The sequence below is a fragment of the Actinocatenispora comari genome (genome assembly GCF_017312725.1).
Taxonomy (GTDB): Bacteria; Actinomycetota; Actinomycetes; order Mycobacteriales; family Micromonosporaceae; genus Actinocatenispora; species Actinocatenispora comari.
Genome location: NZ_BOPO01000037.1, coordinates 1 through 23774, shown reverse-complemented (window position 1 = coordinate 23774; position 23774 = coordinate 1). Strand labels below are relative to the sequence as shown.

Genomic DNA, 23774 nt, shown 5'->3' with positions numbered 1-23774 from the left:
ACCGCTATAGTGAGTGAGTACTTACTTCCTTGTCAAGAGCGGGTGCGCTCCCTCGCTGGAGGGAGTTCGTCCCCTCCGCCGAGCGAGGCGATCGCGGCCGGGTGAGCCGACCCTGAGCGCATGAGGAACCGATTCGAGCCGCGGTGGGCCGTCGCCACCGGCGCCTGGGCACTCGGGTACGGCGGGCTGCGGGTCTGGTGGGCGACCGGGCACCGGCCCGCCTTCGGCCCGCTCGGCTGGGACCTGCTCCTGGTCTCCCCCTGGCAGCCGGTACTGGTGTGCGCACTGGCGCTGCTGGCCGCGGTGGCGATGCGGGCCGCGCCGCGCCGCTGGGCGCCACCGGTCGGCTGCGCGGTGCTCGCCGCGACGATCGTGGTCTCCTGCCCGCTGGTCCTGCTCGACCTGGTCGCCACCGTGCTGCCCGGCCTCGGCCTGCCGTACGACCCGGTCTCGATCCTCAGCCGCGCCGGGTACCTGCTCGGCGCGGTGCTGCTCACCGTCGCCGCGGTCCGCCGGACCCGCCTGCTGCGCGGCGCCTGCCCGCGCTGCGGCCGTACCGACCGGAGCCGGCCCGCCGGCCGGGTGCCCGCCTGGGCCTGGCTCGGCGGGTACCTGGCGGTCGCGGGCTGCCTGGCCCGGCTCGCCGCCCAGCTGGCGGTCGGCATCGGCGCCGGACCGATGCGGGCGGGACCGGCCGAGGTCGCCTTCGAGGCCGGTTTCCTGCTCGCCGGCACCCTGCTGCCGCTCGCGACCGTGCACCGCTGGGGCCGGGTGTGGCCGCGCTGGCTGCCCGGCCTGCGGGGCCACCGGGTACCGCGCTGGCTGGTGCTCGGCCCGGCCAGCGTGCTGGCGGCCGGCCTGCTCGTCTACTTCGGGATCAGCCTGGCGCAGCTGGTCGTCGACCCCTCGGGCTGGACCGCCGGTTATGACCTTCCGCTCGGGTTCTTCTGGGTCGCGATCCCGGCGTACGTGCTGTGGGGGCTCGGGCTCGCCGCCGGCACCGTCTGGTACCGGCAGCGGACCCGGCCGCGGTGCCGGCGCTGCGGCCGGGGCGCGCCCAGCTCCCCGACCGCGACCCGGCCCGGCGCGTCGGGTCGCCGTCCCGGGTCGTCAGACCAGGGACCGGATCGCCTCGACCAGCAACCACACGCCGAACACCGCGAACAGCACCGCGGCGCCGTACCGGATGAAACGTTCCGGTAGCGCCTTGCCGAGCAGCCGCCCGACCGCGATCGCCAGCGCGTCCGCGGCGACCATGCCCAGCGTCGACCCGATCCAGGTACCGAGCCAGCCGTGGTTGGTGGCCAACGTGATCGTCGCGAGCATCGTCTTGTCGCCCAGCTCGGCCAGGAAGAACGCCACCGAGGCGGCCACCACGGCCGAGCGGGTCGACTTCTGTGCCTTCTCCCGTTCGGAATCGGTGAGCTTGTCGCCGCGCAACGTCCAGGCGCCGAACGCGAGGAACGCCACCCCGGCGACGAGCGAGATCCAGTCCGTCGGCAGGGCCGCACCCAGCCCGTACCCGATGCCCACCGACACCGCGTGCACCACGGCGGTGGCCGCCGAGATGCCGATCAGTACCGGCAACGCCCGGTACCTGGTGGCGAACGTCAACGCCATCAACTGCGACTTGTCGCCCAGCTCGGCGACGAAGATCACCGCGAAGCTGAGCGCCAACGCGCTCCAGACTGCGGTCATGTCGTCCTCTCGGTCACACCGGACCGAGGCATGCGAGACCACGATCCGGCACAGCTGCCAGATCGAAGGTCTCGCCCGCCCGACGGATCGGGCCGCGCGGCCGGGCTGCCGGTGCGACACCGGCGGCCAGTCTGTCGACCGCGACATTGGGGGCTACTCCCCTTCGCGCCGACAACCATAGCCCACGCCTCGGCGGGGGCGGGTGGCGCACCGCACAGCACCGCGTGCGGCCCCACACCCGGCACCGGTCAGGGCAGGCGGACGGCGCGGGGGTGCACCGTGAGGTCGGGCAGTTCGAGTACGACCAGGGTCAGGTCCTCGATCGCGCGAGTGGTGTGCTGCTTGCCGGACCGCCAGATCGCGGCCTGGCCCGTCTCGATCGGCCGCCAGGCGCCATCGCCCCCGGACACCTCGCCGCGGCCGCCGACGACGAGCAGCGCCTGGTCGGGCCCGGCCGGATGCCGCGGGATCTCGGCGCCGGCCTCGACCCGCAACACGCCCAGGTGCACGTCCGCGCCGCCGACCACGCCGGCGCCGGTGAAGCCCGGCGCGATCTGCCGGGCCACCCCGGCCGCACAATCGATCATCTCCATGCCCGGGACTGTAGGGCCGCGCCGCGCCTCGGGCGCCCGGCGCACCCCGCGTCCGAAACCGGGATGCGGGCGGTCCCCGGTCGTCGGCATGATGCGGGCCATGGCAACGGATCCGGACCTGGCCGTGCGCGGCACGGTGACCGACGACGAGATGCGCACGCTGTTCGCAGCGGCCTGGGGTGGCGACGCCGACACGACCTGGTCGCCGATCCTCGCCCGCAGCCTGGCCTGGATCACCGCCCGGCGGGACGGGACGCTGGTCGGCTTCGTCAACGTGGCCACCGACGGCGGCAGCCACGCGTTCCTGCTGGACACCACCGTGCATCCGGACGAGCAGCACGGTGGTCTCGGCACCCGGCTGGTACGGGCGGCGACCGAGCAGGCGCGCGCGGCCGGCGCGGAGTGGCTGCACGTGGACTACGAACCGCACCTGACCGGCTTCTACGCGGGTTGCGGGTTCCGCCCCACCGCCGCCGGACTGCTCCAGCTCGATCCGCCACCCCAGGCCGCGCACGGCTGAGCGGCATCGACGGCGGCTCGCGGGCGGGTGGCCAGCCGCAGGGCGGGTCACGGGCGCGCGGTCAGGCCGCAGCGGCGGGTCGCGGACGTGGGGGTCAGGCCGCAGCGGCGGGTCGCGGACGGGTCGGCAGACCGCGGGGCGGGTCCCGGGCGGCTCGTCAGGCCGCGGCGGCGGGTCGCGGACAGCGGCGGCGGGCCGCGCGGGCGGCGGGGTCAGGCGCGGCGGCGACCAGCTGGGACATGGTGAACACCGGGCGCAGGTCGAGACCGGCCGCGGCCAGGTTGCCGGCGCCGCCGGACTCCCGGTCGATGACGCAGACCACGGTGTCGACCTCGGCGCCGAGCGCGCGCAGTTCCGCGGTGGAGGCGAGGATCTGGCCACCCGAGGTGACCACGTCCTCGATCACCACCAGCCGCCGCCCGGCGACCTCACCGCCCTCGGCGAGCCGGGCCGTCCCGTACGGCTTCGCCTGCTTGCGGACGAACAGCGCCGGCAGTCCGCTCGCCTGGCTGGCGGCGACCGCCACCGGCACGCCGCCGAGCTCCAGCCCGGCCAGCCCGTCGACGCCGGCCGGCAGCAGCGCCGCCACCTCGGCGCCGATCTCCGCGAGCAGCGCCGGATCGGACTCGAACAGGTACTTGTCGAAGTATTCGTCGCTGGTCGCGCCGGAGCGCAGCAGGAACGTCCCGGTCAGGTGCGCGGTGCGGTACACCCGCGCGGCGAGATCGTTGTTCGTCACGGCTGGAGGATACGGCCTGGTACGGACCGCGACCCGGTCGTGCCGGCGCAGCCCGCCCGGCAGCACGCGGTCACAGCTGGCCGGCCACCCAGTGGTAGGCCTGGCTGACCCAGTCGACCCGGGCGGCGAAGCTGCAGCCGGCGGCCACCAGGTAGGCGGCGACCGCGAGGTGCGACAGCCGGGCACTGGCCCGGGACCGGTGCATCATCCCCTCGATCACCAGCCGGCCGATCAGCCGGCACAGCGCGAACAGGCCGACCGCGATCACCAGGACCAGCACGAACATCATGAAGTTGTTGACCAGCTTGGCGTCCCGGTTGGCGATCGCGAAGACACCCCAGCACACGAACGCGAACAGCGCGCCGGTGATCGACAGGCCGATGCCGCGGCGCAGCGTGTGCAGCCGGGCACCGGGCAGCGGGCGCAGCCGGTCGCGGTCCGGCTCGGCCGGCGGCTGCTCCGGCTCCTCCCCGTACGGTCGGTGCGCCGGCTGCGGGACCGACGCCACCCCGCGCTGCTGCGGCTCGGCCCGGGGCTGCTCCCCCGGCTGCCGACCACCCTGGTACGGCGCCGTCCCGCCCGGGTACGCCCGGGTCGCGGCGCCCTGCCGGTACCCGTCGCCGGCCATCACCCGGGTGCCGTTCGCGCCGCCGGCCGGGACGGGCGCACTGCGTACCGTCGGGTCGGCGCCGGCGGGCTCGCCGGCGCGCTGCTGGCGCACCGTGGACCGGGCCGGCCACAGCGGGCTGTCGCCGAGCGGCGCGGTCGCGCCGGCACCGGCGTCGGCCCGCATCGTGGCCTGCTGCGCGCCGGCCGAACTGGGCGCCGCGCCGGCGGCGGCCACCGGACCGGGCGCCGCGCCGGCGGCGGCCGCCGACGCCGGACCGGACGCCACGGCCGCACCCAGCGCGGCGCCTGCCGCGAGGCCGGCCGCCGCGCCGCCGAGGGCGGCACCGCCGCGGCCGTTCCGGGAGTCGCCCAGCGCGGCGCGCAGCTCGACGACCTCCTGTTCGAGCCGCTCCACCCGGGACCAGTCGTCGGTCGCGGTGACCGGGCCGGGCTTCACCCCGGCCCGCCCCACCACCCGGGCGGAGCGCGACACGCCCCAGTACATCCCGACGTCCGGGGTGCCGGCGCGGTCGACCAGGTCGGCCAGCCGGGCGGTCCAGGCGGTCAGCTCCTCGGTACCGGGGCGGTCGGCGGGCTCGTCGGCGAGCGGCGCGAGCAGGTGGTCGCGCAGCGTCGGGTGCGCCTCGAGCAGCGGGTGGCGGCGCAGCACCGCCCACGGCGGCAGCGGTTCGGCGCCGGCCATCGCCTGCTGCGGCGACTCGGTGCGCGGGAAGGTACCGGTGATCATGTAGTACGCGACGGCGCCGAAGCCGTGCACGTCGTACGCCGGGCCGACGGTGCCGCTGAACGCCTCCGGCCCGCCCGCCTCCCGGGTGTAGGCGATCGTGGTGATGTGGCCGCTGCGGTGGTAGCGGGCGCCGGTGAAGTCGATCAGCCGCACCTCGCCGGAGGGCAGCACGATCACGTTCGACGGCTTGATGTCCATGTGCACCACCGGCGAGGCACCGGGCTCGCTCGGGTGGTGCAGCGCGAGCAGCACCCGGACCAGCGTGTCCAGGGTGCCGACCGCGTCGAGCCGGGCGACCGCACCGGCCTCGGCGCCGCCCGCCGAGCCGGCGCCGGGCCCGCCCGCGGCGCGCTGCCGCACGTACTCGCGGAGGTTGACCCCGGGCAGGTAGTCGAGCACCTGGTACGGCTCGGGTTCGCCGTGCGGTGAGCTGCCCGGCGGGTGCGGCGGCGGCCCGTAGAAGCCGTCCGCGCGGCGGCAGATGCCGGCCACGCCGCGGCTGTTGAGGTCCATCAGGACCGCGTCGCCCTTGTCCCAGGACATCAGCTGCTCGGCGCGGGGCCGGGAGTCGTCCAGCCGGAACACCTTGACGGTCAGCGGCGCCGAGCTGACCCCGTTGGACAGTCGGACCGCACGGTAGACCTCGGCCTGGCCGCCGGAGGCGATGTGCGCCACCAACCGGTAGCGCTGGTGGGTCTCGGGGAGCGGGCTCGCCGGGCCGCAGACCAGATCGAGCAACTCGGCCACCCGCACAACCCCCTCGACACCCTGCCCTCGCCCGACCCGGACCCGCCCGCACGCGGGCCCCCTCGGCGATGCCGGTCTATCGAGGGTAGCGAGGGCCGACCACGCGGCACCCGCCCCATGCGGGAAATGGGGGGCCGATCGGGGTCGGGCTGGGATAGACAGGCGCCATGGACAACTACGATCTGCGCCCCATCACCGAGGACGAGGTGTACTCGTTCCAGCGGTGCTTCGGGAAGGCGTTCGGGCACGACCATCACGACGACGAGGCGAAACTCGAACGCGACCTGTACGAACTGGGGCGCACGCTCGCGGTGGTGCACGAACGTGACGGCGTGGTCGGTACCGCGGTGTCGATGCGCCGCGAGCTGGGCATTCCCGGCGGAACGGTACCGGCCGCGCACGTCACGCTGGTCTCGGTGGCCGGTACGCACCGGCGGCGCGGGCTGCTGCGCCGGTTGATGACCCGCCAGTTGACCGACCTGGCGGGCACCGACGAGCCGGTCGCCGTCCTGTGGCCGAGCGAGCCCGCCATCTACGGACGGTTCGGGTACGGCCCCGCCACGTACACGTTGGAGTTCCACGCCGACAACCGGGAGCTGGCGCTGCCGGCCGCCGCCGAGCCGTACGGCGTCCTGCGCGAGGTGGAGCTGCCGGACGCGCAGAAGGTGCTGGCGGAGGTCTTCGACGCGGCGCGGGCGGACCGGCCGGGCATGTCCGGCCGTACCCCGGCCGGCTGGCGCGCGGTCACCGCGGACCTGGAGCACCAGCGCGGCGGCCGCACGGCGCTGCGCACGATCGTGCACGAGGGCCCGGACGGGCCGGACGGGTACGCGATGTTCCGGCTGGAGCGGGCCCGCGACGCCACCGGCCCGCAGGCGGTGGTGCACGTCGAGGAGGCGGTCGCAACCGACCTCGACGCGTACCGGGAGCTGTGGCGGTTCCTGCTCGACGTCGATCTGACCCGGCAGGTGCACTACGACTACGGGGTCCTGGACGAGCCGCTGCGCTACCTGGTCACCGACCCGCGCCGGCTCGGCTCCCGGCTCACCGACGGGATCTGGCTGCGCATCCTGGACCTGCCGGTGGCGCTGGCCGCCCGCAGCTATCCGGTCGACGTGGACGCGGTGCTGGACGTCACCGACGACCTGCTGCCCGGCAACGCCGGCCGCTGGCACCTGCGCGTCGCCGGCGACGAGCTGACCTGCGAACGTACCGACCGGCCGGCCGACGTGGCGCTGTCGATCGCCGAGCTCGGCGCCGCGTACCTCGGCGGTACGTCGCTCGCCACGCTCGCGGTCGCCGGCCGGGTCACCGAGCTGAACGAGGGCGCGCTGGCACCGCTGTCCGCCGCGTTCGGGTGGCACCGCGAGCCGGCCGCCATCGAGGTCTTCTGACCACCACCCGCCCCGCGGGTCGGCGTCGTCGGCGCTGACCGGCAGCCGCCGGTCAGCTGCGGAGGGCGGTGCGCGGCAGGGCGCGTTCCAGCCGGGTGAAGGCGGCCGCGGTGGCGACGTCCAGTACTGCGAGGGCGAGCCAGGGCAGCGCCCGGTGCACTCCGAACAGGGTCGCGAAGAACGTCGGCGCCACGATCCCGGCGAGCGTGAACGAGTACTGGAAGCTGGCCAGGTAGCGGCCGCGGGTGGCCGCCGGGGCGACCGCCGCGGCGAGCGCCATCGAGGTCGGCGCGTGCAGCGACTCGGCCACGGTGAACAGCAGCGTGCCGACCGCGAGCAGCGGTACCAGTACCAGCAGGCTGCCGGGGCGCAGCACGGCGAGCAGCAGCGCCCAGGCCGCCCACACCAGCAGCGCGCCGACCAGTACCCGGGTGCGGCGGGCGCCGGCGACCCGGCGTACCAGCGGCGCGGTGGCGAGCGACACCAGCACGGTGTTGCCGGACAGCAGCGCCGCGGTCAGCCAGCCGGGGCCGTGCAGCCCGCTCGCCACGAACGTGGGCAGCGCCAGCCCGAGCATCATCGAGGTCATCGCACAGATGGTGTTGAGGCCGGTCAGCCCGAGGAACGGGCGGTCGCGCAACAACGCACGGTAGCCGCCGCCGGTCTCGCTGTGCACCCGCAGCCGTGGCGCCCGGACGCACAGCCCGATCGCGGCGGCCGCGACGAAGAAGCACCCGGCCGTCGCGTACGCGACCAGGTGGTACGCGCCGGTCCGGTCGGCGCCGACCACCAACCCGGTGACCAGACCGCCGACGCCGAGGCCGGCGGTACGGGTCATGTTCGCCCAGGCGAACCAGTCGTCCTTGGTCAGCCGGCCGCCCGGCCGCCCGTCGGCGTAGTCGGCGATCGCGGTGAAGATCGCCGACCAGAAGAACCGCACCCCGATCGCCGCGGCGGTCATCGCCAGGAACACCGGCACCGGGGTACGCACGTACGCGTAGGCGAGGAAGCCGCCGGCCTGCAGCAGCTGCGCGCCGACCACCAGCGGTACCGCGCCGAACCGGTCCACCAGCGCGCCGGCGAACACCGGGATCGGCAGCGTCAGCACGTTGCCGACGCTGATCAGCACGCCCAGCAGCGCCAGCGGGATGTCGGTCAGCCGGGTGAAGTAGACCAGCGACAGCGGCAGGAACAGCCCGTTGCCCAGCGCATCGACGACCAGCGCGCCGATCAGCACCGGCCCGCCCCGGCCGGTGTCGCCGCGGTGGGCGACGGCGACGGTGTTCGGCTCGTTCATCCTCGTCCCGTCGTCGTGGTCGGCGTCGGCCACGCTAAACCTCCGCGGTCCCGGCTGACGAACGCTTTCCCACCGCCACACCGCCGGCGCTGGGGCGTCCACCCGGCCGTCGACGAGGCGAGGCTCGGGGCACGTCCGGCCAGCGGCGCTGGACGGCCCGGGCGTCGGTCCCGGCCGCCAGGAGCGCGGGGATACGAGCGCCAGCAACGCGAAGTGGGCGTTCAGTCCATCCGGGTCTCGGCGATGGTCAGGTAGCGCTCGACGGTGCGCGCGTCGTGGTGCCGGATGGTCCAGTCGACCTGCCGCAGCGCCATCGACGCCCAGTACGGCCGGAGCTCGTCGGCGGTCAGCCGCTCGGCGAGCTCGGCGTCCAGTCGGGCGGCGAGCGCCGGCTGGTCCGGCGGGATCGCGAAGCGCAGCGTGACCAGGTCGAACCGCCGGTCGCCGCGGGCCGCGCCGTCCCAGTCGATGATGCCGGTCACCGTGCCGGACGCGTCGACCAGCACGTTGCCGGGGTGGAAGTCCAGGTGCACCAGGTCGTCGCCGGCCAGCACCGGCGGGCTGGCCGCACCGACCGCCTCGATCCAGGACAGCAGCCGGGCGGCGCGCCGGTCGTAGCCGGCCAGCGGGCCGTGCAGGCAGAACCCGGGGCCGTCGCCGGTCAGGTACAGCGGGGCGGGCGGCACGTCGGCCCGGTCGGCGAGCACGCCGGCGAACCGTTCGTGCGCGGCGAGCATCCCGGTGACCAGCGTCTCGTCGTACCGGTCCGGGGTGGTGCCGGGCAGCCGCTCCTGCACCACGGCCACCGCCGGCTCGCCGTCCACCGTCAACGGCACCACCAGCTCGTACGCCGGGACCGGCACGCCGCGCGAGCGGGCCAGCGCGAGCAGGGCGGCGATCCGGCGCTGCCGGTCGAGCAGCGGCCCGGGCTGCCAGGTCAGCACGCCGGGGCGGCCGTCCGGCCAGGTCACGTACGCCGCGCCGACCTCGCCGCCGGGGCAGCGCCCGCGGAAGTCCAGCGGTACGCCGGTGGCGGCGGAGACGCGCGCCACCAGGTCCGGTCCATCGAGTCGCCGAGCGCGCGGCCAACTCACGGTAAGACTCCGGTAAACGTCATGACACGGATCGTATCTGCCGGTTTGACCACCATCACAGCGATATTTCTCGGCGATCCGCCGCGCGTCGTACCTCAGTCATGAGATATGGTGCCGGGCATGCCCGACGACCAGTACCTGCAGCGCATCGGCCGGCTCATCCGTGACTCGCGCAAGCATCGCGGCTGGACCCAGACCCAGCTTGCCACCGCGCTCGGCACCAGCCAAAGTGCCGTGCACCGCATCGAGCAGGGCGGCCAGAACCTGAGCCTGGAGATGCTGACCCGCATCTCCGACGCGCTGGACTCGGAGATCGTGTCGCTCGGTCACTCCGGCCCGATGCACCTGCGGGTGCGCGGCGGCGCCAAGCTGTCCGGCAGCATCGACGTCAAGACCAGCAAGAACGCCGGGGTCGGCCTGCTGTGCGCGGCGCTGTTGAACAAGGGTCGCACCACGCTGCGCCGGGTCGCCCGGATCGAGGAGGTCAACCGCATCCTCGAGGTGCTCAACTCGATCGGGGTGAAGACCCGCTGGCTCAACGAGGCCAACGATCTGGAGATCGTCCGGCCGGCGCAGCTCGACCTGGCCGCGATGGACGCCGAGGCGGCCCGCCGCACCCGCAGCATCATCATGTTCCTGGCCCCCCTGATGCACGACCACGAGCGGTTCGAGCTGCCCTACGCGGGCGGCTGCGACCTGGGCACCCGCACGGTCGAGCCGCACATGACCGCGCTGCGGCCGTTCGGCCTGGAGGTCAAGGCGACCGGCGGCTCCTACCACGCCGAGGTGGACGGCGACGCCGTGCCGGACCGACCGGTGGTGTTGACCGAGCGCGGCGACACGGTGACCGAGAACGCGCTGATGGCCGCCGCCCGCCGGGACGGCGTGACGATCATCCGCAACGCCAGCCCGAACTACATGGTGCAGGACGTCTGCTTCTACCTGACCGCGCTGGGCGTGCGGATCGACGGCATCGGCACCACCACGCTGACCGTGCACGGGGTGCCGAACATCGAGCGCGACATCGACTACGCGCCGAGCGAGGACCCGATCGAGGCGATGAGCCTGATCGCCGCCGCGCTGGTCACCGAGTCGGAGATCACCGTCAAGCGGGTACCGGTGGAGTTCCTGGAGATCGAGCTGGCGCTGCTGGAGGAGATGGGCCTGGACTACGACCGGTCCGCGGAGTATCACGCCGCGAACGGGCACACCCGGCTGGTCGACCTGACGATCCGCCCGTCCACACTGCACGCGCCGCTGGACAAGATCCACCCGATGCCCTTCCCTGGCCTCAACATCGACAACCTGCCGTTCTTCGCGCTGATCGCCGCCACCGCGCAGGGCCAGACGCTGATCCACGACTGGGTGTACGAGAACCGCGCCGTCTACCTCACCGAGCTGACCAAGCTCGGCGCCCGGGTGACCCTCCTCGACCCGCACCGGGTGTACGTGGAGGGCCCGACCCGGTGGTCCGGCACCGAGGTGATCTGCCCGCCGGCGCTGCGCCCCGCGGTCGTCGTGCTGATCGCGATGCTCGCCGCGAAGGGCACCTCGGTGCTGCGCAACGTCTACGTGATCAACCGCGGGTACGAGCAGCTCGCCGACCGGCTCAACCTGCTCGGCGCCGAGATCGAGACGTTCCGCGACCTGTAGGCATCGTTCGAGACCCGGCCGGGCGAGGTGATTCCCCGGCCGCGGCAAGGGATTCCACCGCGCGGCCCGGACCCCACCGGGCCGGCACGACGGCGGGAGCGACACACGTGAACGGCACCGTGACAGCGGTCAGCAGCGACCCCGGCCACGCGTTCAGCAAGCCCAACCGGGACCGGATCACGCTGCTGGCCGGCCTCGGTGTCGAGGGCGACGCGCACGCGGGCGTCACCGTCCAGCACCGCTCCCGGGTCGCCCGCGACCCCAGCCAGCCCAACCTGCGCCAGGTCCATCTGATCGGCGAGGAGCTGTTCGCCGAGCTGGGCGCGGCCGGCTTCGCGGTGGCGCCGGGCCAGCTCGGCGAGAACGTCACCACCCGCGGCGTCGACCTGCTCGGCCTGCCGGTCGGGGCGGTGTTGCGGCTCGGCCCGGCGGCCGTCCTGGAGGTGACCGGGCTGCGCAACCCGTGCCGGCAGATCGACGACTTCCAGCACGGGCTGCTGCGGCAGGTCGTCGGGTGCGACCCGGCCGGCAACATCGTGCGCAGGGCCGGCGTGATGAGCATCGTCCGGGTCGGTGGCCAGGTACGCCCGGGCGATGCGGTCACCGTCCAGCTGCCCGCCGGCCCGCACCGCCCGCTGGACCGGGTCTGACCGGGTTCGTCACCCCGCGACGGCGCGCCGGTAGGCGGCGAGGGCGGCCGGGTCGTCGATGCTGCCGTGGTGGTGGAACTGCCGCCATTGCCCGTCCCGGTAACGGAAGTAGCGGGTGGTACGGATGGTGAGCGGCACCTCGACGCCGTCCGGCCCGGCCCAGCTGCCCACCTCGCGGCCGGCGAACACGGCGTGGTCCTCTCCCAGGTACTCGACGATGTCGCGGAAGGTGACCGTCACCCGGACCGGGCCGGTGAAGATCCGGTCGTAGAGCGCGGCGATCGACTCGCCGCCGCGCAGGATGCCGCCGAGCGGATTGTTCAGCTGGGCGAGCGGGTCGTCCGACCAGTCGGCCCGCAACGCGTCGGCATCGCGGTGGTTGAGCGCGTAGTAAAACGTCTCCAGGGCGGCGCGAGCACCGTCCGCGCCGGCGTTTCCGGTCTCGGCGAGCCGGTTGCGCGACTCCGGGCCGTGACGGTGACTGGTGGCCCCGATCAACTGCCGGCCGGTCGCACTCATCATCCACCTCACGTTTTCGTGGCCGCTTTTCCGTGATGCCGACGCTAGATCCCTTCTCACGGATAAGTCAACGTAGTAACGTGAGAGCGTGATCGAGGACGCACCCGGCGAAGCCGACCATCCGGCGGTGGCCCTGGCCAACACCCGGCACCGCACCGGCGACGAACTCGCCGACACCGACGCCGCGGCCGGCTGGCTGCGCCGGCGCGGCCACCCGGTACGCCTGGACGAGGCTGCGCTGGCCCGGCTGGTGGCCCTGCGCGGCGCGGTCCGCGACGTGCTGCTCGCGGCCGGCACCGGCACCGCGCCGGCTCCCGCCGCGGTGACGCTGGTCAACGAGGCCGTACGCGCCGCGCCCGGCGCCGACCTGCTGGTGTGGGACGCCGACGGCCCGCGCAGCCGGCACCAGTCCGCGGCCGGCTCGCCGCTCGCCGACCTGCTCGGCGCGTTCGCCGCCGATGCGGTGGCACTGCTGGTCGGCCCGGACGCCGACCGGCTCGCCGAGTGCGGCGCGCCGGGCTGCGTCCGGCTCCTGGTCCGCACGCACGGCCGGCGGCAGTGGTGCTCCACCCGCTGCGGCGACCGGGTACGCGCCGCCCGCCACTACGCGCGCACCCGGGACGCGGCGACCTGACTCGATCGCGGTGGGTCAGCCGGTGGCGGCCACGTAGGCGGCCGGGGTGATCGCGTAGCAGCGGCGGAACCAGCGGGTCAGGTGTGCCTGATCGGCGAACCCGGCGGTACCGGCCGCGAGCGCCACCGGGGTGCCCGCGGCGAGCAGCCGCCGCGCGTACCGCAGCCGCAACTGGCGCTGGTAGTCGCTCGGCGACAGGCCGAACGTGGCGCGAAACGCCCGGTACACCGCGAACCGGCTGGCCCCGGCGGCCGCGGCCAGCTCCGCGGTGTCCAGCCCGGTGAGGTACGTGTCGTCCAGGTACCGGCGGGCCGCCGCGGCGATCGACCGGGCCGCGGGCACCGTCGCCGGCCCCGGCTGGCCGGTCGCGCCGCGCGACACGAGCAGGCGTACCGCGGTGTCGACGAACTCGGCGCGCCGCAGTGGTGTGGCGGTGTGGACCCCGTCGTCGGGCAGCAGCGCCTGGTGCAGCCGGCGCAGCGTGGCCGCCAGTACCGGGTCGTCCAGCACCGGGTCGACGAACAGCGGCGAGCCGACCGGACGACCGGCGAGGTCCGCGAGCGACGCGTCGATCTCCTCCGGGACCAGATGCACGATCCGGTAGGTGAAGCCGAGCGCGTCGGTGGCGTGCCCGTCGTGCGGGTCGTCCGGATTGAACGCCATCACCATGCCGGCGGCGCTCACCCGCGACTCGCCGCGACAGGCGAACGCCTGCGCGCCGGTCTCGGTCACCCCGAACGAGTAGGTGTCGTGGCTGTGCCGGTGGTACACGTGCCGTTCGAAATGCGCGTGCATCGCCTCGATGCGCCCGGTGTCGGACCGCCAGTACCGGGACCAGTCGTGCGTCACCCGACCATCCTGCCTCGCCCGGCGGCGCCGACGCACCAGCGTTCAAGACGGCCCGGCCGGGTCGGCGGGAGGCTGGCGGCATGCGATTCTCCACCAAGATCGGCGTCGTGGTCCGGGACGACCTGGCGAGCTGGCAGCGGCTCAACGTGACCGCGTTCTTGGCCAGCGGTGTCGCCGGCGCGGTCGGCGAGACCGTCGGCCTGCCGTACCGGGACGGCTCCGGGGTCGACTACCTGCCGATGTTCCGCCAGCCGGTACTCGTGTTCACCGCCGACGCCGCCGGGCTGAACCGCGCGCACGGCCGCGCGATCGGCCGCGGGCTGCGGGTCGGCGTGTACACCGAGGAGCTGTTCGGCACCGACAACGACGCCGACAACCGGGCCGCGGTCGCGGCGGTACCGACCGAGAAGCTCGGGCTGGTCGGCATCGCCGTGTACGGGCCCCGAGCCGACGTGGACAAGGCGCTCAAGGGCCTCTCGCTGCATCCGTGACGCCCTCAGCGCGGCGAGGTGGCGAGCTTCGCGGCGAAGCCGATCAGCACGCCGCCGGTGATCCGGTCGGTCCAGCGGTGCACGGCCGGCCGGCCGAGTACCCGGCGGAACGCCGAGGCCGCCGCGATCAGGGCGGCGAACCACAGCAGCCCCTCGGCGTCGTGCACGACCGCGAGCAGTACGCCCATCGCCAGGTGCGACACGTTCGGCGGCAGGAACTGCGGCAGTACCGCGACGTAGAAGGCACCGATCTTCGGGTTCAGCAGGTTGGTCGTGAGCCCCTTCAGCCAGGCCAGCCGGGCCGACTCCGGCACCGGCGTCGCCGGCGCCACGACCGTGCCACGGCGCCGGAACGACGACCAGATCATCCGGATCCCCCACTGCGCCAGGTAGATCGCACCGGCGATGCGCAGCACCAGGTAGGCCAGGTGTGAGGCGGCGATCAGGGCGGACACCCCGGCGGCGGCGCCGGCACCCCAGATCAGTGCGCCGGTGGAGATCCCCACCGCGGTGGCGGCCGCGTACCGGCGGCCCCGGGCGAGGGCCGACCGAAGCACCAGCGCGGTGTCCAGTCCCGGCGTGATCGTCAACAGACCGGCCACGAGCGCGAACGAGGCCACGGCGGCAACCACTGTCACGACAAGGATCGTGCCGCCGACCGGGCCGCGGCGGAACCCGCTGTGCCCGACCTCACCACCACCCCGGGCCGCAGTGGCCCGCTCCCGCGCCCCCGCCCCCGGCGGCGACGACCGGCCGAACGCGACCTCAGCGCCGCCGGACCCGCTGCGCCACCGCCCGCCCCGCCTCGGCCGCGCCGCGAACGGTCAGGCGGGCTGGCAGGTGGGGCACCAGAACAGGTTGCGGGCGGCCATCTCGGCGACCCGCACCTCGGTGCGGCAGACGTGGCACGGTTGCCCGGCCCGGCGGTACACGTAGACCTCGCCACCGTGCGCGTCGACCCGCGGCGGCCGGCCCATCGCGCGCGGTTCGTGCTCCGGGCGCACCGTGTCGATCCGACCGGTACGCACCCCGGCGCGCATCAGCGTCACCAGGTCCGGCCACAGCCGCGCCCAGGCGTCGGCGGGCAGGTCGTGGCCCGGCCGGTACGGCGAGATGGCGTGCCGGAACAGGATCTCCGCCCGGTAGATGTTGCCGACCCCGGCGACGACCGACTGGTCCATCAGCAGCTGGCCGACCGGCACCCGGGACCGGGAGATCCGCCGGTACGCCGTCTCCGGGTCGGCGTCCGGCCGCAGCGGATCGGCGCCGAGCCGCGCGTACAGCGCCTTCTGGTCGGCCGGGGTGTGCAGCTCGCAGGCGTTGGGGCCGCGCAGATCCAGCCACCCGGCGCTGGCCTGCACCCGCAGCCGGACCGCCCCGGTCGGCGCCGGCGCGAGCCCGCTGCCGGTGAAGAACTTGCCGGCCAGCCCCAGGTGCACGTGCAGCCGCAGCAACTCGCCGCCGTCGGTGCGGTACCGGTGGTACAGATGCTTCCCGTACGCGTCGGTGCCGGTCAGCGTGGCCCCGTCGAGCCGGGCCGCCCCGGCCGCGAACCTGCCCTGCGGGCTGGACACCGCAAGCGGCACCCCGCGCAGCAGCCGCCGATGCTCGCGCGCCAGCCGATGAATCGTGTGTCCCTCGGGCACCGCGCCTCCCCTACCCCGAAACCGCGGCAACTCTAGCGCGCCGGGACGTGCTGCCGGTGCGGGTGCCGGTCAGCGGCTCTCGGTGTCGGTGCCGGCGGCCAGCGCGGCGAAGTAGTCGGCGAGGCGGCGGTGACCGATCGGGGCACCGACCATGTCCCGGCCGAGCGATTCGCCGAAGAACGTGAGGAATCCCGCGGCGTTGCGGTTGACCGGCCGCAGCGCCGCGGCCAGCGCCCGCACCGGCCAAAACGGTACGTGCAGGACACGGCGGCGACGCCCGAGCACCTGCTGGGCGAGCTCGACGATCTCGGCGGCCGTGTAGGTGTCCGGGCCGCCGAAGCCGAACTCGGTGTCGCGCCGGGTGTCGTCCCGGATCGACGCGGCGACGAGGTCACCGAGGTCGCGCGGGTGCACCGGATTGATCCGGTGACGGCCGTCGCCGAACACCATGCCGGCACCGCGGCCGGCGAGCCGGAAGATCTCGCCCATATCGTTGAAGGCGCCGGTCGGGCGCAACACCGTCCAGCCGGTGCCGCTGTCGACGAGCCGGCGGGTGAACTCCTCCCGCGGCCGCAGGATCGGTACCCGCTGGGCCAGTTCCGCGGCGTGCAGCACGCTGACGAAGAAGAACCGGCCCACCCCGGCCTGCCGCGCCCGGTCGAGGATGTTGAGGTTCGCGCCGAGGTCGACCTGCTCGGGCGTCGGCCTGGCGCGCAACGTCCGCAGCCCGATCGAGGACACGACCGCGTCGACGCCGTCGCAGAGCCCGGTCAGGGTCTCCGGCCGCGTCGCCGCGCCGACGAACACCTCGTCGCAGGCGTCCCGGATCGGTTCGAGGCGGCGCGGATCGCGGGCCAGCGCCCGTACCCGGAACCCGGCCTCGTGCAACGCGACCGCGAGGTTGCGGCCGATGTACCCGGTCGCCCCGGCGACCAGCACCCGTGGGTCGTGGTTCATTCCGGCTCCTTCGGTCAGCGCGCCGTGAGGCCGGCGAGCAGCAGGTCGGTGGCGGCGTCGGCGGCCGGCCCGGGCGCCACCCCGGCCGGGTCGACGAGCCACTGCAGCAGGACCCCCTCGACCAGCCCCACCAGTACCGCGGGGGTCTGCTCGGGCACGTCGGCCGGCAGGGCACCCTCGGCGGCGGCGCGGTCGAGCAGCAGCGCGATGAGCCGGCGGTACTCCGCGTAGATCCGGGCGAAGTCGACGGTGGCGGCGCCGGGGCCGCGGACGGCCCAGAAGTCGAACACGATCCGGGCGAGCTCCGGTTCGGCGGTGGCCCCGGCCACCATGGCGCGCACCAGCGCGCGCAGCCGGTCGAGCGCCGGTTCGGCCGACTCGACCAGGGCGCGGACGCCGCGCAACGCCTCGTCGGCGAACCGTTCGAACGCGGCGGCGAGGATGTCGTCCCGGCTGGTGAAGTAGAGGTAGATGGTGCCCTTGGCGACCCCCGCCTCGCGGGCGACGTCCTCGATCTTGGTCGGGTGGAAGCCGGCGCGGGCGAACACCCGGATCGCCGCGTCGAGGATCTCGGCGCGCTTCTCGTCCTTGTTCATGGGTCGCGGGCTCACCGACACCTCCATGATGACTGACCAGCCAGTCATCAATATAGCCGGGCCGCACCGCCATGCCCAGTCCGGGCAGCACAGCGGTACGGCGGCCTCCCGGCGCGGGGCCGTCAGCCCGGGCGGCGTTCGGTGCTCACCCCGGTACCGGGGCGCCACCGGCGGACGGTCATCATCCCGTCGGCGGGATCGAACCGCACCGTGGCGGCGCGCTCGACGTCCAGCACGAACAGGTGGTAGTCGCCGGTCGGGTGCCAGGAGATCCGCGCCTCGATCGCGGCGCAGTACCGCTCGCGCAGGTCCGGGTCGGCCACCTCGACGGCGCGACCGTCCAGCTTGACGTCGCCACCGGGGTTGTCCTTGCCCGCCGGCAGGCTGAGCACCGCCAGTCGCGGGTCGCGGCGCAGGTCCAGCGCCTTGCGGGAGCGCCACATCATGCCGAGCATCAGCTCGTCGGCGGCGAAGTCGACCTCACACGGGCTGATCCGTGGCGCCCCGTCGGACCGGATCGTGCCGAGCAGTACCAACTGGTCGGCGACGAACCGGTCCCGCGCGGCCACGGCGAGCTCCGGGCACCGTTCGGAGAATTCCTGCCATCGCATGCGACCGACGCTAGGCCGGTGGCCTGACAGGTGTTGTCAGGTCCGCCGGGCCGATCCCGGACGCAAGGACGAGTGCCGTCAGGCGCACCGAGCCGATCCCGGACGCAACCGGGGTGTCAGAGCTTCGGGAACCAGAGGGCGATCTCGCGCTCGGCCGAGGCGGTCGAGTCGGAGGCGTGGATCAGGTTCTCCCGGTTGGACAGGCCCAGGTCGCCGCGGATCGTGCCCGGTGCCGCCTGGCGCGCGTCGGTGGCGCCGGACAGGGCGCGTACCACGGCGATCGCCTCGTCGCCGGAGACCACCAGCGCGAGCAGCGGGCCGGAGGTCATGAACTCCTTCAGCGGCGGGTAGAACGGCTTGGCCACGTGCTCGGCGTAGTGCGCGTCGGCCAGTGTCGGGTCCATGGTGCGCAGCTCGGCGGCGTCGATCCGCAGCCCCTTGCGCTCCAGCCGGCCCAGAATCTCTCCGGTCAGGCCGCGCCGGACGGCGTCCGGCTTGATGAGTACGAGCGTGCGCTCGGACACGGATCCTCCCCACGGGATGTGACGGCGCGGCGGTCGCCGCACCCGGGCGAACACGGTGCGTTCCCGGTTGCCCCCAGGCGAGCCTAACGAACGGCCGGCGCGAGCCGGACAAGGCCCGCGTGAGCAGGTACTTTCTGGGACAAACCACTGTGAAAAACCCCACGGTCATCCCGGGGCGCGAGCACATCGCCGCAGGTCGGCGGCACCATGGCCGGACCGCGTTCAGTTTCCTTTCAGGTCGATTGGGTACCAACTACGCAATGAGTTCCAGCACTACTACCAGCGACCGCACCGGCACCGACAGCGCATCCGTCGGCACTGACACCGGGGCCGCGGTCCGGGCGAGCGGCGCCGCCGCCGCCCGGGCGACCGGCGGCTTCGGCCAACGGCGCCGCTACCACGAGGTCGACCTGCTCCGCCTGGTCGCCGCGCTGGGCGTGCTCGGATTCCACTTCCTGTTCCGGGCCAGCACCACCGAGCCGGTGTTCGCGCACACCGGCTTCCACGACCCGGGCGGAATCTTCCACTACGGCAACCTCGGCGTCCCGCTGTTCTTCGTCATCAGCGGCTTCGTCATCCTCAACAGCGCCTGGAACCGCAGCCCGATCCGGTACCTGTCGTCCCGGATCGGCCGGCTCTACCCGGCGTTCTGGGCCGCCTGCACGTTCACGGCGCTGATCATGGCGGTCGATCCCACCGGCCGGTTCAGTGTCTCGTTCCAGCAGTGGATCCAGAACCTGTCCATGGCCTCCGAGGCGTACGGGGTGGACTACGTCGACGGGGTCTACTGGACGCTCACCATCGAGCTCGCCTTCTACCTGGTCATCCTGGCGTTCGTGCGGATCGGGATCACCGCCAACCGGGTCATCGCGCTGGGGCTGGGCTGGCTCGCACTCTCGATGTTCGCGCTGCACCACCCCGCGCCCGACTGGCTGAACCTGATCCTGGTGCCTGCCTGGGCGCCGTACTTCGTCGCCGGGATGTTCTTCGCCCTGGTCGCCCGGGACGGCTGGCGCTGGAAGTACGTGCTGCCGCTGGCCGTCGCCTACGGCGTGTGCGGTCGCTACGCGATCCACTACTTCAACATCGAGACCGATCGCTACGGCGTGCTGTTCAGCCCGTGGGTGGTCGCCGGGGTGATCACCGCGATCTTCGCCATCTTCGCGGCGATCGTGTCCGGTGTGCGGGTCCCGGGCGCGGCGAAGGTCGCCTGGCTCGCCGGGCTGACCTACCCGCTCTACCTCATCCACGAGAACGTCGGCTTCATCTCGCTCGACTTCCTGCATCACGACCTGGGCCTCAACCGGTACCTGGTGCTCGGGCTCACCATCGCCGGCGTGTGCGGCATCGCCTGGGCACTGCACGTACTGGTGGAGAACCGGTTCTCCCGGCCGCTCGCGGAGCTGATCACCCGGGTCTGGCTGCGCATCCGCGGCGCCGTGCTCGCCCGGGTACCGGCGCTGTCCGAGCGGTGACGCGCGACGGCGCCGGGTGGCCGGCCGCCGATGTCGGACCCGGCGGTTAGGGTCGCCGCATGCATGCAGCAGGGACCTTCACCGTCGCCGCGTTCGACCCGACCGAGCTGAGTCCGACGCCGGCCATCGAGACCGGCCTCGCGGTCGGCGTCTCCACCATGACCAAGCAGTTCACCGGCGAGGTCGACGGGCGGTCGGCGACGCTGTTCACCGCCGCGTTCGACCAGGCCAGCGGCGTGGGCACCTACCTCGCGATGGAGTCGTTCGAGGGCAGGCTGGGCGATCGCGCGGGCACCGTCAACTTCGCGCACTCGGCCACCACGCTCGGCGACGGCGGCCGGGCCGGCGACTACTTCGTCATCGTGCCGGGCAGCGGCACCGGCGACCTGGCCGGCATCACCGGTTCCGGTGGGCTCACCGTCGACCCGGACGGCACCCACCGCGTCTGGTTCGACTACGAGCTGCCCGCCTGACCCGCACCGGCCACCCGGTTCTCGCGGCCGGAGCACCCGTCCGGTCGCCGGCGCCGGGTGGTGCTCCGGCCACCGGCGGGCGGCCGGAGCACGACCACGGCTACAGGGCCGACCAGTCCAGGATCGGAGCGGCCAGGTCGCGGATGGTGGCGAGCAGGCCGAGCCGGGCGGCGCGCAGCTCCGGTTCCTTGGCCATCACCAGTACGTCGTCGAAGAAGGTGTTGATCGGCCCGGTCAGCGCGGACGCCACCGGCACGAAGCCGGCCAACCCGGGGTTGGCCGGCAGCGCCTCGGTCACCTCAGCGGTCGCCTCGGCCAGCGCGATCTCGGCCGGTTCGACCAGCGCCGCGGCGTCGTAGCCGGCGGCGGTGTCGGCCGGAACGATCCGGCGCACCCGGCCGAGCGCCTGGGCGAGCGCCTCGAACCCTTCGTCACCAGCGAGCTTGCCGACCTCGGCGAGCGTCGCATCGGCCTGCGCCGGCGCGTCGGCGAGCGGCAGCACCGCGTCGACGTGCCGGTGGTCGTGGCCGGCGTCGGCGAGCTGCTGCGCGTACCGCTTGACCAGGAAGTCGTGCAGCTCCGCCAGCACCTCGTCGGTGACCTGGACCGGCGCGTGCGCGGCCGCGGCACGCAGCCCGGCGGTCAGCGTGATCGCCGACAGCTGCGGGAACGCCCGCAGGATCGACACGACGCCGACCGCGGCGCGGCGCAGCCCGAACGGGTCGGAGCTGCCGGTGGCCTTCTCCCCCACCGCGGACAGCCCGGTCAGCAGGTCGAGCCGGTCGGCCAGCGCCAGCACCGCACCGCCGACGGTGGTCGGCAACGCCGAGGACCCGCGGGGCAGCTCCATCTCGTACAGGGCGGTGGCGACGGTGTCCGGCTCGCCGGCGCGCCGGGCGTACTCCCGGGCCATCGTGCCGGCCAGGCTGGACAGCTCGATGACCATGCTGGACGCCAGGTCGAACTTGGCCAGCTCGCCGGCCCGCCGCACGGTCGCCGCGGTGCCACCGGTCAGACCCACCAGGTCGGCCAGATCGGTGGCGGTGGCGGCGATCCGCTCGGCCCGGTCGGCCATCGAGCCGAGCTTGTCGGCGAACGTGAGCTTGTCCAGCCCGCCCTTCATGTCGCCGGGCGCGACGGCGAGATCGGCGCGCCAGAAGAACGCGGCGTCCTCGTACCGGGCGCGCAGCACCGCCTCGTTGCCGGCGCGGACCGCGTCGGCGTCGATCGGTCCGTTCGCGACCGCGACGAAGTGCGGCAGCAGGGTGCCGTCGGCGGCGCGCACCGGCAGGTACCGCTGGTGCTTGCGCATCACCGTGGTCAGGATCTCCGAGGGCAGGTCGAGGTATTTCGGGTCGAAGTTGCCGAGCAGCGGGTTCGGCTCCTCGACCAGGTTGGTCACCTCGTCGATCAGCGCCGCCTCAACCTCGACGTCGATCGTGCCGCCCACCTCGGCGGCCAGCTGCTGGGCGCGCCGGACGATCTGCGCGCACCGGTCGGCCGCGGCCAGTACGATCCCGTGCCCGGCCAACGTGTCCACATAGGACTGTGCTGCCGGTACGTCGATCACCGGGGTCGGCGCGGTGCGGCGGATCCGGGTGGTGCGGCCGGCGGACAGCGACGAGACGGCCACCGGGATCGGGGTCTCGCCGTACAGCGCGGTCAGCCAGCGCACCGGCCGGGTGAACGACAGCCCCTCGTCGCGCCAGCGCATGTTCTTGTCCGCGCGCAGCTCCGCGACCACCGAGGCGAACAGGTCGGACAGCACCTCGGCCGCGGGGCGACCGGTGTCGGTGACGGTGACGCCGACGTGCTCGACGCCGTCGACGTCGATGCGTTCCAGCGCGGCCACCTCGACGCCGCGGCCGCGGGCGAACCCGGCCGCCGCCTTGGTCGGGTTGCCGTCCGCGTCGAACGCCGCCGCGACCTTCGGCCCGCGCAGGGTGCGCCGCGCGTCCGGCTCGGTGTCGGCGACCGCGTCGATCAGCACCGCGAGCCGCCGCGGGGTGCCCTCGACCCGGATCTCGCCGTGCGCCAGCCGGGTCGCCGCGAGCTTGTCGGCGACCGCCGCACGGACCGCCGCGACCTGCTGGGTCACCTCGTGCGGCGGCAGCTCCTCGACGCCGATCTCGAACAGCACGGTGGCCGGCCCGGACACGGTCGGCAGCTCGCCGCGCACCGCCGGCGCGGGCGGTGCCGCGACACCCAGCGGGTACCCCAGCTCCTCGCGCCGCTCCGCCCACAGCGCCGAGACCTCGCGGGCGAGGCCGCGCATCCGGGCGAACGCGCGGGCCCGCTCGGTGGTGGAGATCGCGCCGCGCGAGTCGAGCACGTTGAACGTGTGCGAGCACTTCAGCACGTAGTTGTGCGCCGGTACCGGCAGCCGGGCGTCGAGCATCCGACGGGCCTCGGTCGCGTACGCCTCGAACAGCTCCTGGTTGGTCGCCACGTCGGCGTCGTCCAGGTAGTAGCGCGACATCTCGTACTCGGACTGGCCGAAGACCTCGCCGTAGGAGATGCCGTCGGAGTAGGCGATGTCCTTGAAGTGGCCGACGTTCTGCAGCGCCATCAGGATGCGCTCGATGCCGTAGGTGATCTCGACCGAGACCGGCTCGACCGGCTTGCCGCCGGCCTGCTGGAAGTAGGTGAACTGGGTGATCTCCAGCCCGTCCAGCCAGACCTCCCAGCCCAGGCCCCAGGCGCCGAGCGCCGGCGCGGCCCAGTTGTCCTCGACGAACCGGACGTCGTGCGCCCGGATGTCGATGCCCAGCGCCTCCAGCGAGCCGAGGTAGACCTCGACCGGGTCGCCCGGGTCCGGCTTGAGGATCACCTGGAACTGGGTGTGCGTCTGCAGCCGGTTCGGGTTCTCGCCGTAGCGCGAGTCGTCCGGCCGCACCGACGGCTCGACGTACGCGACGTGCCACGGCTCGGGACCCAGCACCCGCAGGATCGTCGCCGGGTTCATCGTCCCGGCACCGACCTCGGTGTTGAACGGCTGCATGATCATGCAGCCGCGGTCGGTCCAGTACCGCTGCAAGGCCAACAGGGCGTCCTGCATCGTCAACACGAGATCTGTCCCACCTGAATCGGGTCCGTCGAGTCCCGCCGATTCTATGGGCCGAGCCGGTGGCCGCCGGCCGCGGGCGGGTGCACAGCGCGGGTACGGGCGGGTGCACAGCGTCGACGCGGCCCGCACGCCGGGAGCACCGAGCACCCGGGCGGGCGCAGCGCGGCGGCGCCGGGCGGCACAGCGCGGC

General features: G+C 73.9%; 24 protein-coding genes. 9 read left to right on the top strand and 15 right to left on the bottom strand.

Going from position 1 to position 23774, the window contains the following annotated elements:
• Positions 1-120 precede the first annotated feature (120 nt).
• Complete coding sequence (locus NUM_RS11530; RefSeq protein ID WP_207124800.1) at positions 121-1203, top strand: hypothetical protein; 1083 nt, start codon at positions 121-123, stop codon at positions 1201-1203.
• On the opposite strand, the gene NUM_RS11525 is transcribed toward NUM_RS11530, so the two are convergent.
• Together NUM_RS11525 and NUM_RS11520 are read right to left on the bottom strand one after the other, a co-directional pair.
• Positions 1111-1698, bottom strand: a complete 588-nt coding sequence (locus tag NUM_RS11525; RefSeq protein WP_207124799.1) for a TMEM165/GDT1 family protein — start codon at positions 1696-1698, stop codon at positions 1111-1113. The two genes, NUM_RS11530 and NUM_RS11525, sit on opposite strands and share 93 nt — an antisense overlap.
• Before the next feature lie 248 nt (positions 1699-1946).
• Positions 1947-2291, bottom strand: a complete 345-nt coding sequence (locus NUM_RS11520; protein WP_207124798.1) for a cupin domain-containing protein — start codon at positions 2289-2291, stop codon at positions 1947-1949.
• 100 nt (positions 2292-2391) lie between these two features.
• Between NUM_RS11520 and NUM_RS11515 the strand changes: the two genes are divergently transcribed.
• Positions 2392-2811 (top strand): GNAT family N-acetyltransferase, encoded by a 420-nt coding sequence (locus NUM_RS11515; protein ID WP_207124797.1) that lies wholly within the window; start codon positions 2392-2394, stop codon positions 2809-2811.
• A gap of 157 nt (positions 2812-2968) precedes the next feature.
• On the opposite strand, the gene pyrE is transcribed toward NUM_RS11515, so the two are convergent.
• Together pyrE and NUM_RS11505 are read right to left on the bottom strand one after the other, a co-directional pair.
• Positions 2969-3550: an orotate phosphoribosyltransferase gene (gene pyrE, locus NUM_RS11510; RefSeq protein WP_207124796.1), complete on the bottom strand. Its 582-nt coding sequence runs from the start codon at positions 3548-3550 to the stop codon at positions 2969-2971.
• 70 nt (positions 3551-3620) lie between these two features.
• Positions 3621-5654 (bottom strand): protein kinase domain-containing protein, encoded by a 2034-nt coding sequence (locus tag NUM_RS11505; RefSeq protein ID WP_207124795.1) that lies wholly within the window; start codon positions 5652-5654, stop codon positions 3621-3623.
• Between the two features lie 167 nt (positions 5655-5821).
• Between NUM_RS11505 and NUM_RS11500 the strand changes: the two genes are divergently transcribed.
• On the top strand, positions 5822-7048 hold the full coding sequence (locus NUM_RS11500) for a GNAT family N-acetyltransferase (protein ID WP_207124794.1): 1227 nt from the start codon (positions 5822-5824) through the stop codon (positions 7046-7048).
• Positions 7049-7100: 52 nt separating this feature from the next.
• On the opposite strand, the gene NUM_RS11495 is transcribed toward NUM_RS11500, so the two are convergent.
• Positions 7101-8378, bottom strand: a complete 1278-nt coding sequence (locus NUM_RS11495) for an MFS transporter (RefSeq protein ID WP_207124793.1) — start codon at positions 8376-8378, stop codon at positions 7101-7103.
• A 188-nt stretch (positions 8379-8566) separates the two neighbouring features.
• Positions 8567-9397: an aminoglycoside phosphotransferase family protein gene (locus tag NUM_RS11490; protein WP_207124792.1), complete on the bottom strand. Its 831-nt coding sequence runs from the start codon at positions 9395-9397 to the stop codon at positions 8567-8569.
• A 162-nt stretch (positions 9398-9559) separates the two neighbouring features.
• Between NUM_RS11490 and NUM_RS11485 the strand changes: the two genes are divergently transcribed.
• Positions 9560-11092 carry a helix-turn-helix domain-containing protein gene (locus tag NUM_RS11485; RefSeq protein ID WP_207124791.1) on the top strand — a complete coding sequence of 511 codons (1533 nt, stop codon included), beginning with the start codon at positions 9560-9562 and terminating at the stop codon, positions 11090-11092.
• 107 nt (positions 11093-11199) lie between these two features.
• Complete coding sequence (locus NUM_RS11480) at positions 11200-11742, top strand: MOSC domain-containing protein (RefSeq protein WP_207124790.1); 543 nt, start codon at positions 11200-11202, stop codon at positions 11740-11742.
• Positions 11743-11751: 9 nt separating this feature from the next.
• Here NUM_RS11480 and NUM_RS11475 read toward each other — a convergent pair whose 3' ends face one another.
• The gene (locus tag NUM_RS11475; protein WP_207124789.1) at positions 11752-12264 is read right to left on the bottom strand and encodes a YybH family protein; all 513 of its coding nucleotides are present in this window, start codon (positions 12262-12264) and stop codon (positions 11752-11754) included.
• An 85-nt stretch (positions 12265-12349) separates the two neighbouring features.
• On the opposite strand from NUM_RS11475, the gene NUM_RS11470 reads away from it, so the two are divergent.
• Positions 12350-12895, top strand: coding sequence for a CGNR zinc finger domain-containing protein (locus tag NUM_RS11470; RefSeq protein ID WP_207124788.1), 546 nt, complete (start codon positions 12350-12352; stop codon positions 12893-12895).
• Between the two features lie 15 nt (positions 12896-12910).
• Here the strand turns inward: NUM_RS11470 and NUM_RS11465 are convergent, their stop codons facing one another.
• Positions 12911-13744, bottom strand: a complete 834-nt coding sequence (locus NUM_RS11465; RefSeq protein ID WP_207124787.1) for an AraC family transcriptional regulator — start codon at positions 13742-13744, stop codon at positions 12911-12913.
• 80 nt (positions 13745-13824) lie between these two features.
• On the opposite strand from NUM_RS11465, the gene NUM_RS11460 reads away from it, so the two are divergent.
• Complete coding sequence (locus NUM_RS11460) at positions 13825-14235, top strand: DUF2000 domain-containing protein (RefSeq protein WP_030447068.1); 411 nt, start codon at positions 13825-13827, stop codon at positions 14233-14235.
• A 5-nt stretch (positions 14236-14240) separates the two neighbouring features.
• Here NUM_RS11460 and NUM_RS11455 read toward each other — a convergent pair whose 3' ends face one another.
• The 6 genes from NUM_RS11455 to ndk form a co-directional block, all read right to left on the bottom strand.
• A complete protein-coding gene (locus NUM_RS11455) occupies positions 14241-14873 on the bottom strand; it encodes a LysE family translocator (protein WP_207124786.1) in 633 nt (210 codons plus the stop codon).
• 186 nt (positions 14874-15059) lie between these two features.
• Positions 15060-15881, bottom strand: coding sequence for an Fpg/Nei family DNA glycosylase (locus NUM_RS11450; protein ID WP_207124785.1), 822 nt, complete (start codon positions 15879-15881; stop codon positions 15060-15062).
• Between the two features lie 69 nt (positions 15882-15950).
• Positions 15951-16838, bottom strand: coding sequence for an SDR family oxidoreductase (locus NUM_RS11445; RefSeq protein WP_207124784.1), 888 nt, complete (start codon positions 16836-16838; stop codon positions 15951-15953).
• Between the two features lie 14 nt (positions 16839-16852).
• Positions 16853-17449, bottom strand: coding sequence for a TetR/AcrR family transcriptional regulator (locus NUM_RS11440; protein ID WP_207124783.1), 597 nt, complete (start codon positions 17447-17449; stop codon positions 16853-16855).
• 107 nt (positions 17450-17556) lie between these two features.
• Positions 17557-18045 (bottom strand): pyridoxamine 5'-phosphate oxidase family protein, encoded by a 489-nt coding sequence (locus tag NUM_RS11435; protein ID WP_207124782.1) that lies wholly within the window; start codon positions 18043-18045, stop codon positions 17557-17559.
• Positions 18046-18161: 116 nt separating this feature from the next.
• Positions 18162-18587 carry a nucleoside-diphosphate kinase gene (gene ndk / locus NUM_RS11430; RefSeq protein ID WP_370466960.1) on the bottom strand — a complete coding sequence of 142 codons (426 nt, stop codon included), beginning with the start codon at positions 18585-18587 and terminating at the stop codon, positions 18162-18164.
• 242 nt (positions 18588-18829) lie between these two features.
• Here ndk and NUM_RS11425 point away from each other — a divergent pair, with 242 nt between their 5' ends.
• Entirely contained in the window at positions 18830-20044 is a 1215-nt protein-coding gene (locus NUM_RS11425; RefSeq protein ID WP_207124780.1) for an acyltransferase family protein, read from the top strand.
• Between the two features lie 59 nt (positions 20045-20103).
• Entirely contained in the window at positions 20104-20517 is a 414-nt protein-coding gene (locus tag NUM_RS11420) for a DUF3224 domain-containing protein (RefSeq protein WP_207124779.1), read from the top strand.
• 100 nt (positions 20518-20617) lie between these two features.
• On the opposite strand, the gene NUM_RS11415 is transcribed toward NUM_RS11420, so the two are convergent.
• A complete protein-coding gene (locus NUM_RS11415) occupies positions 20618-23575 on the bottom strand; it encodes a glycine--tRNA ligase (protein ID WP_225918503.1) in 2958 nt (985 codons plus the stop codon).
• Positions 23576-23774 lie beyond the last annotated feature (199 nt).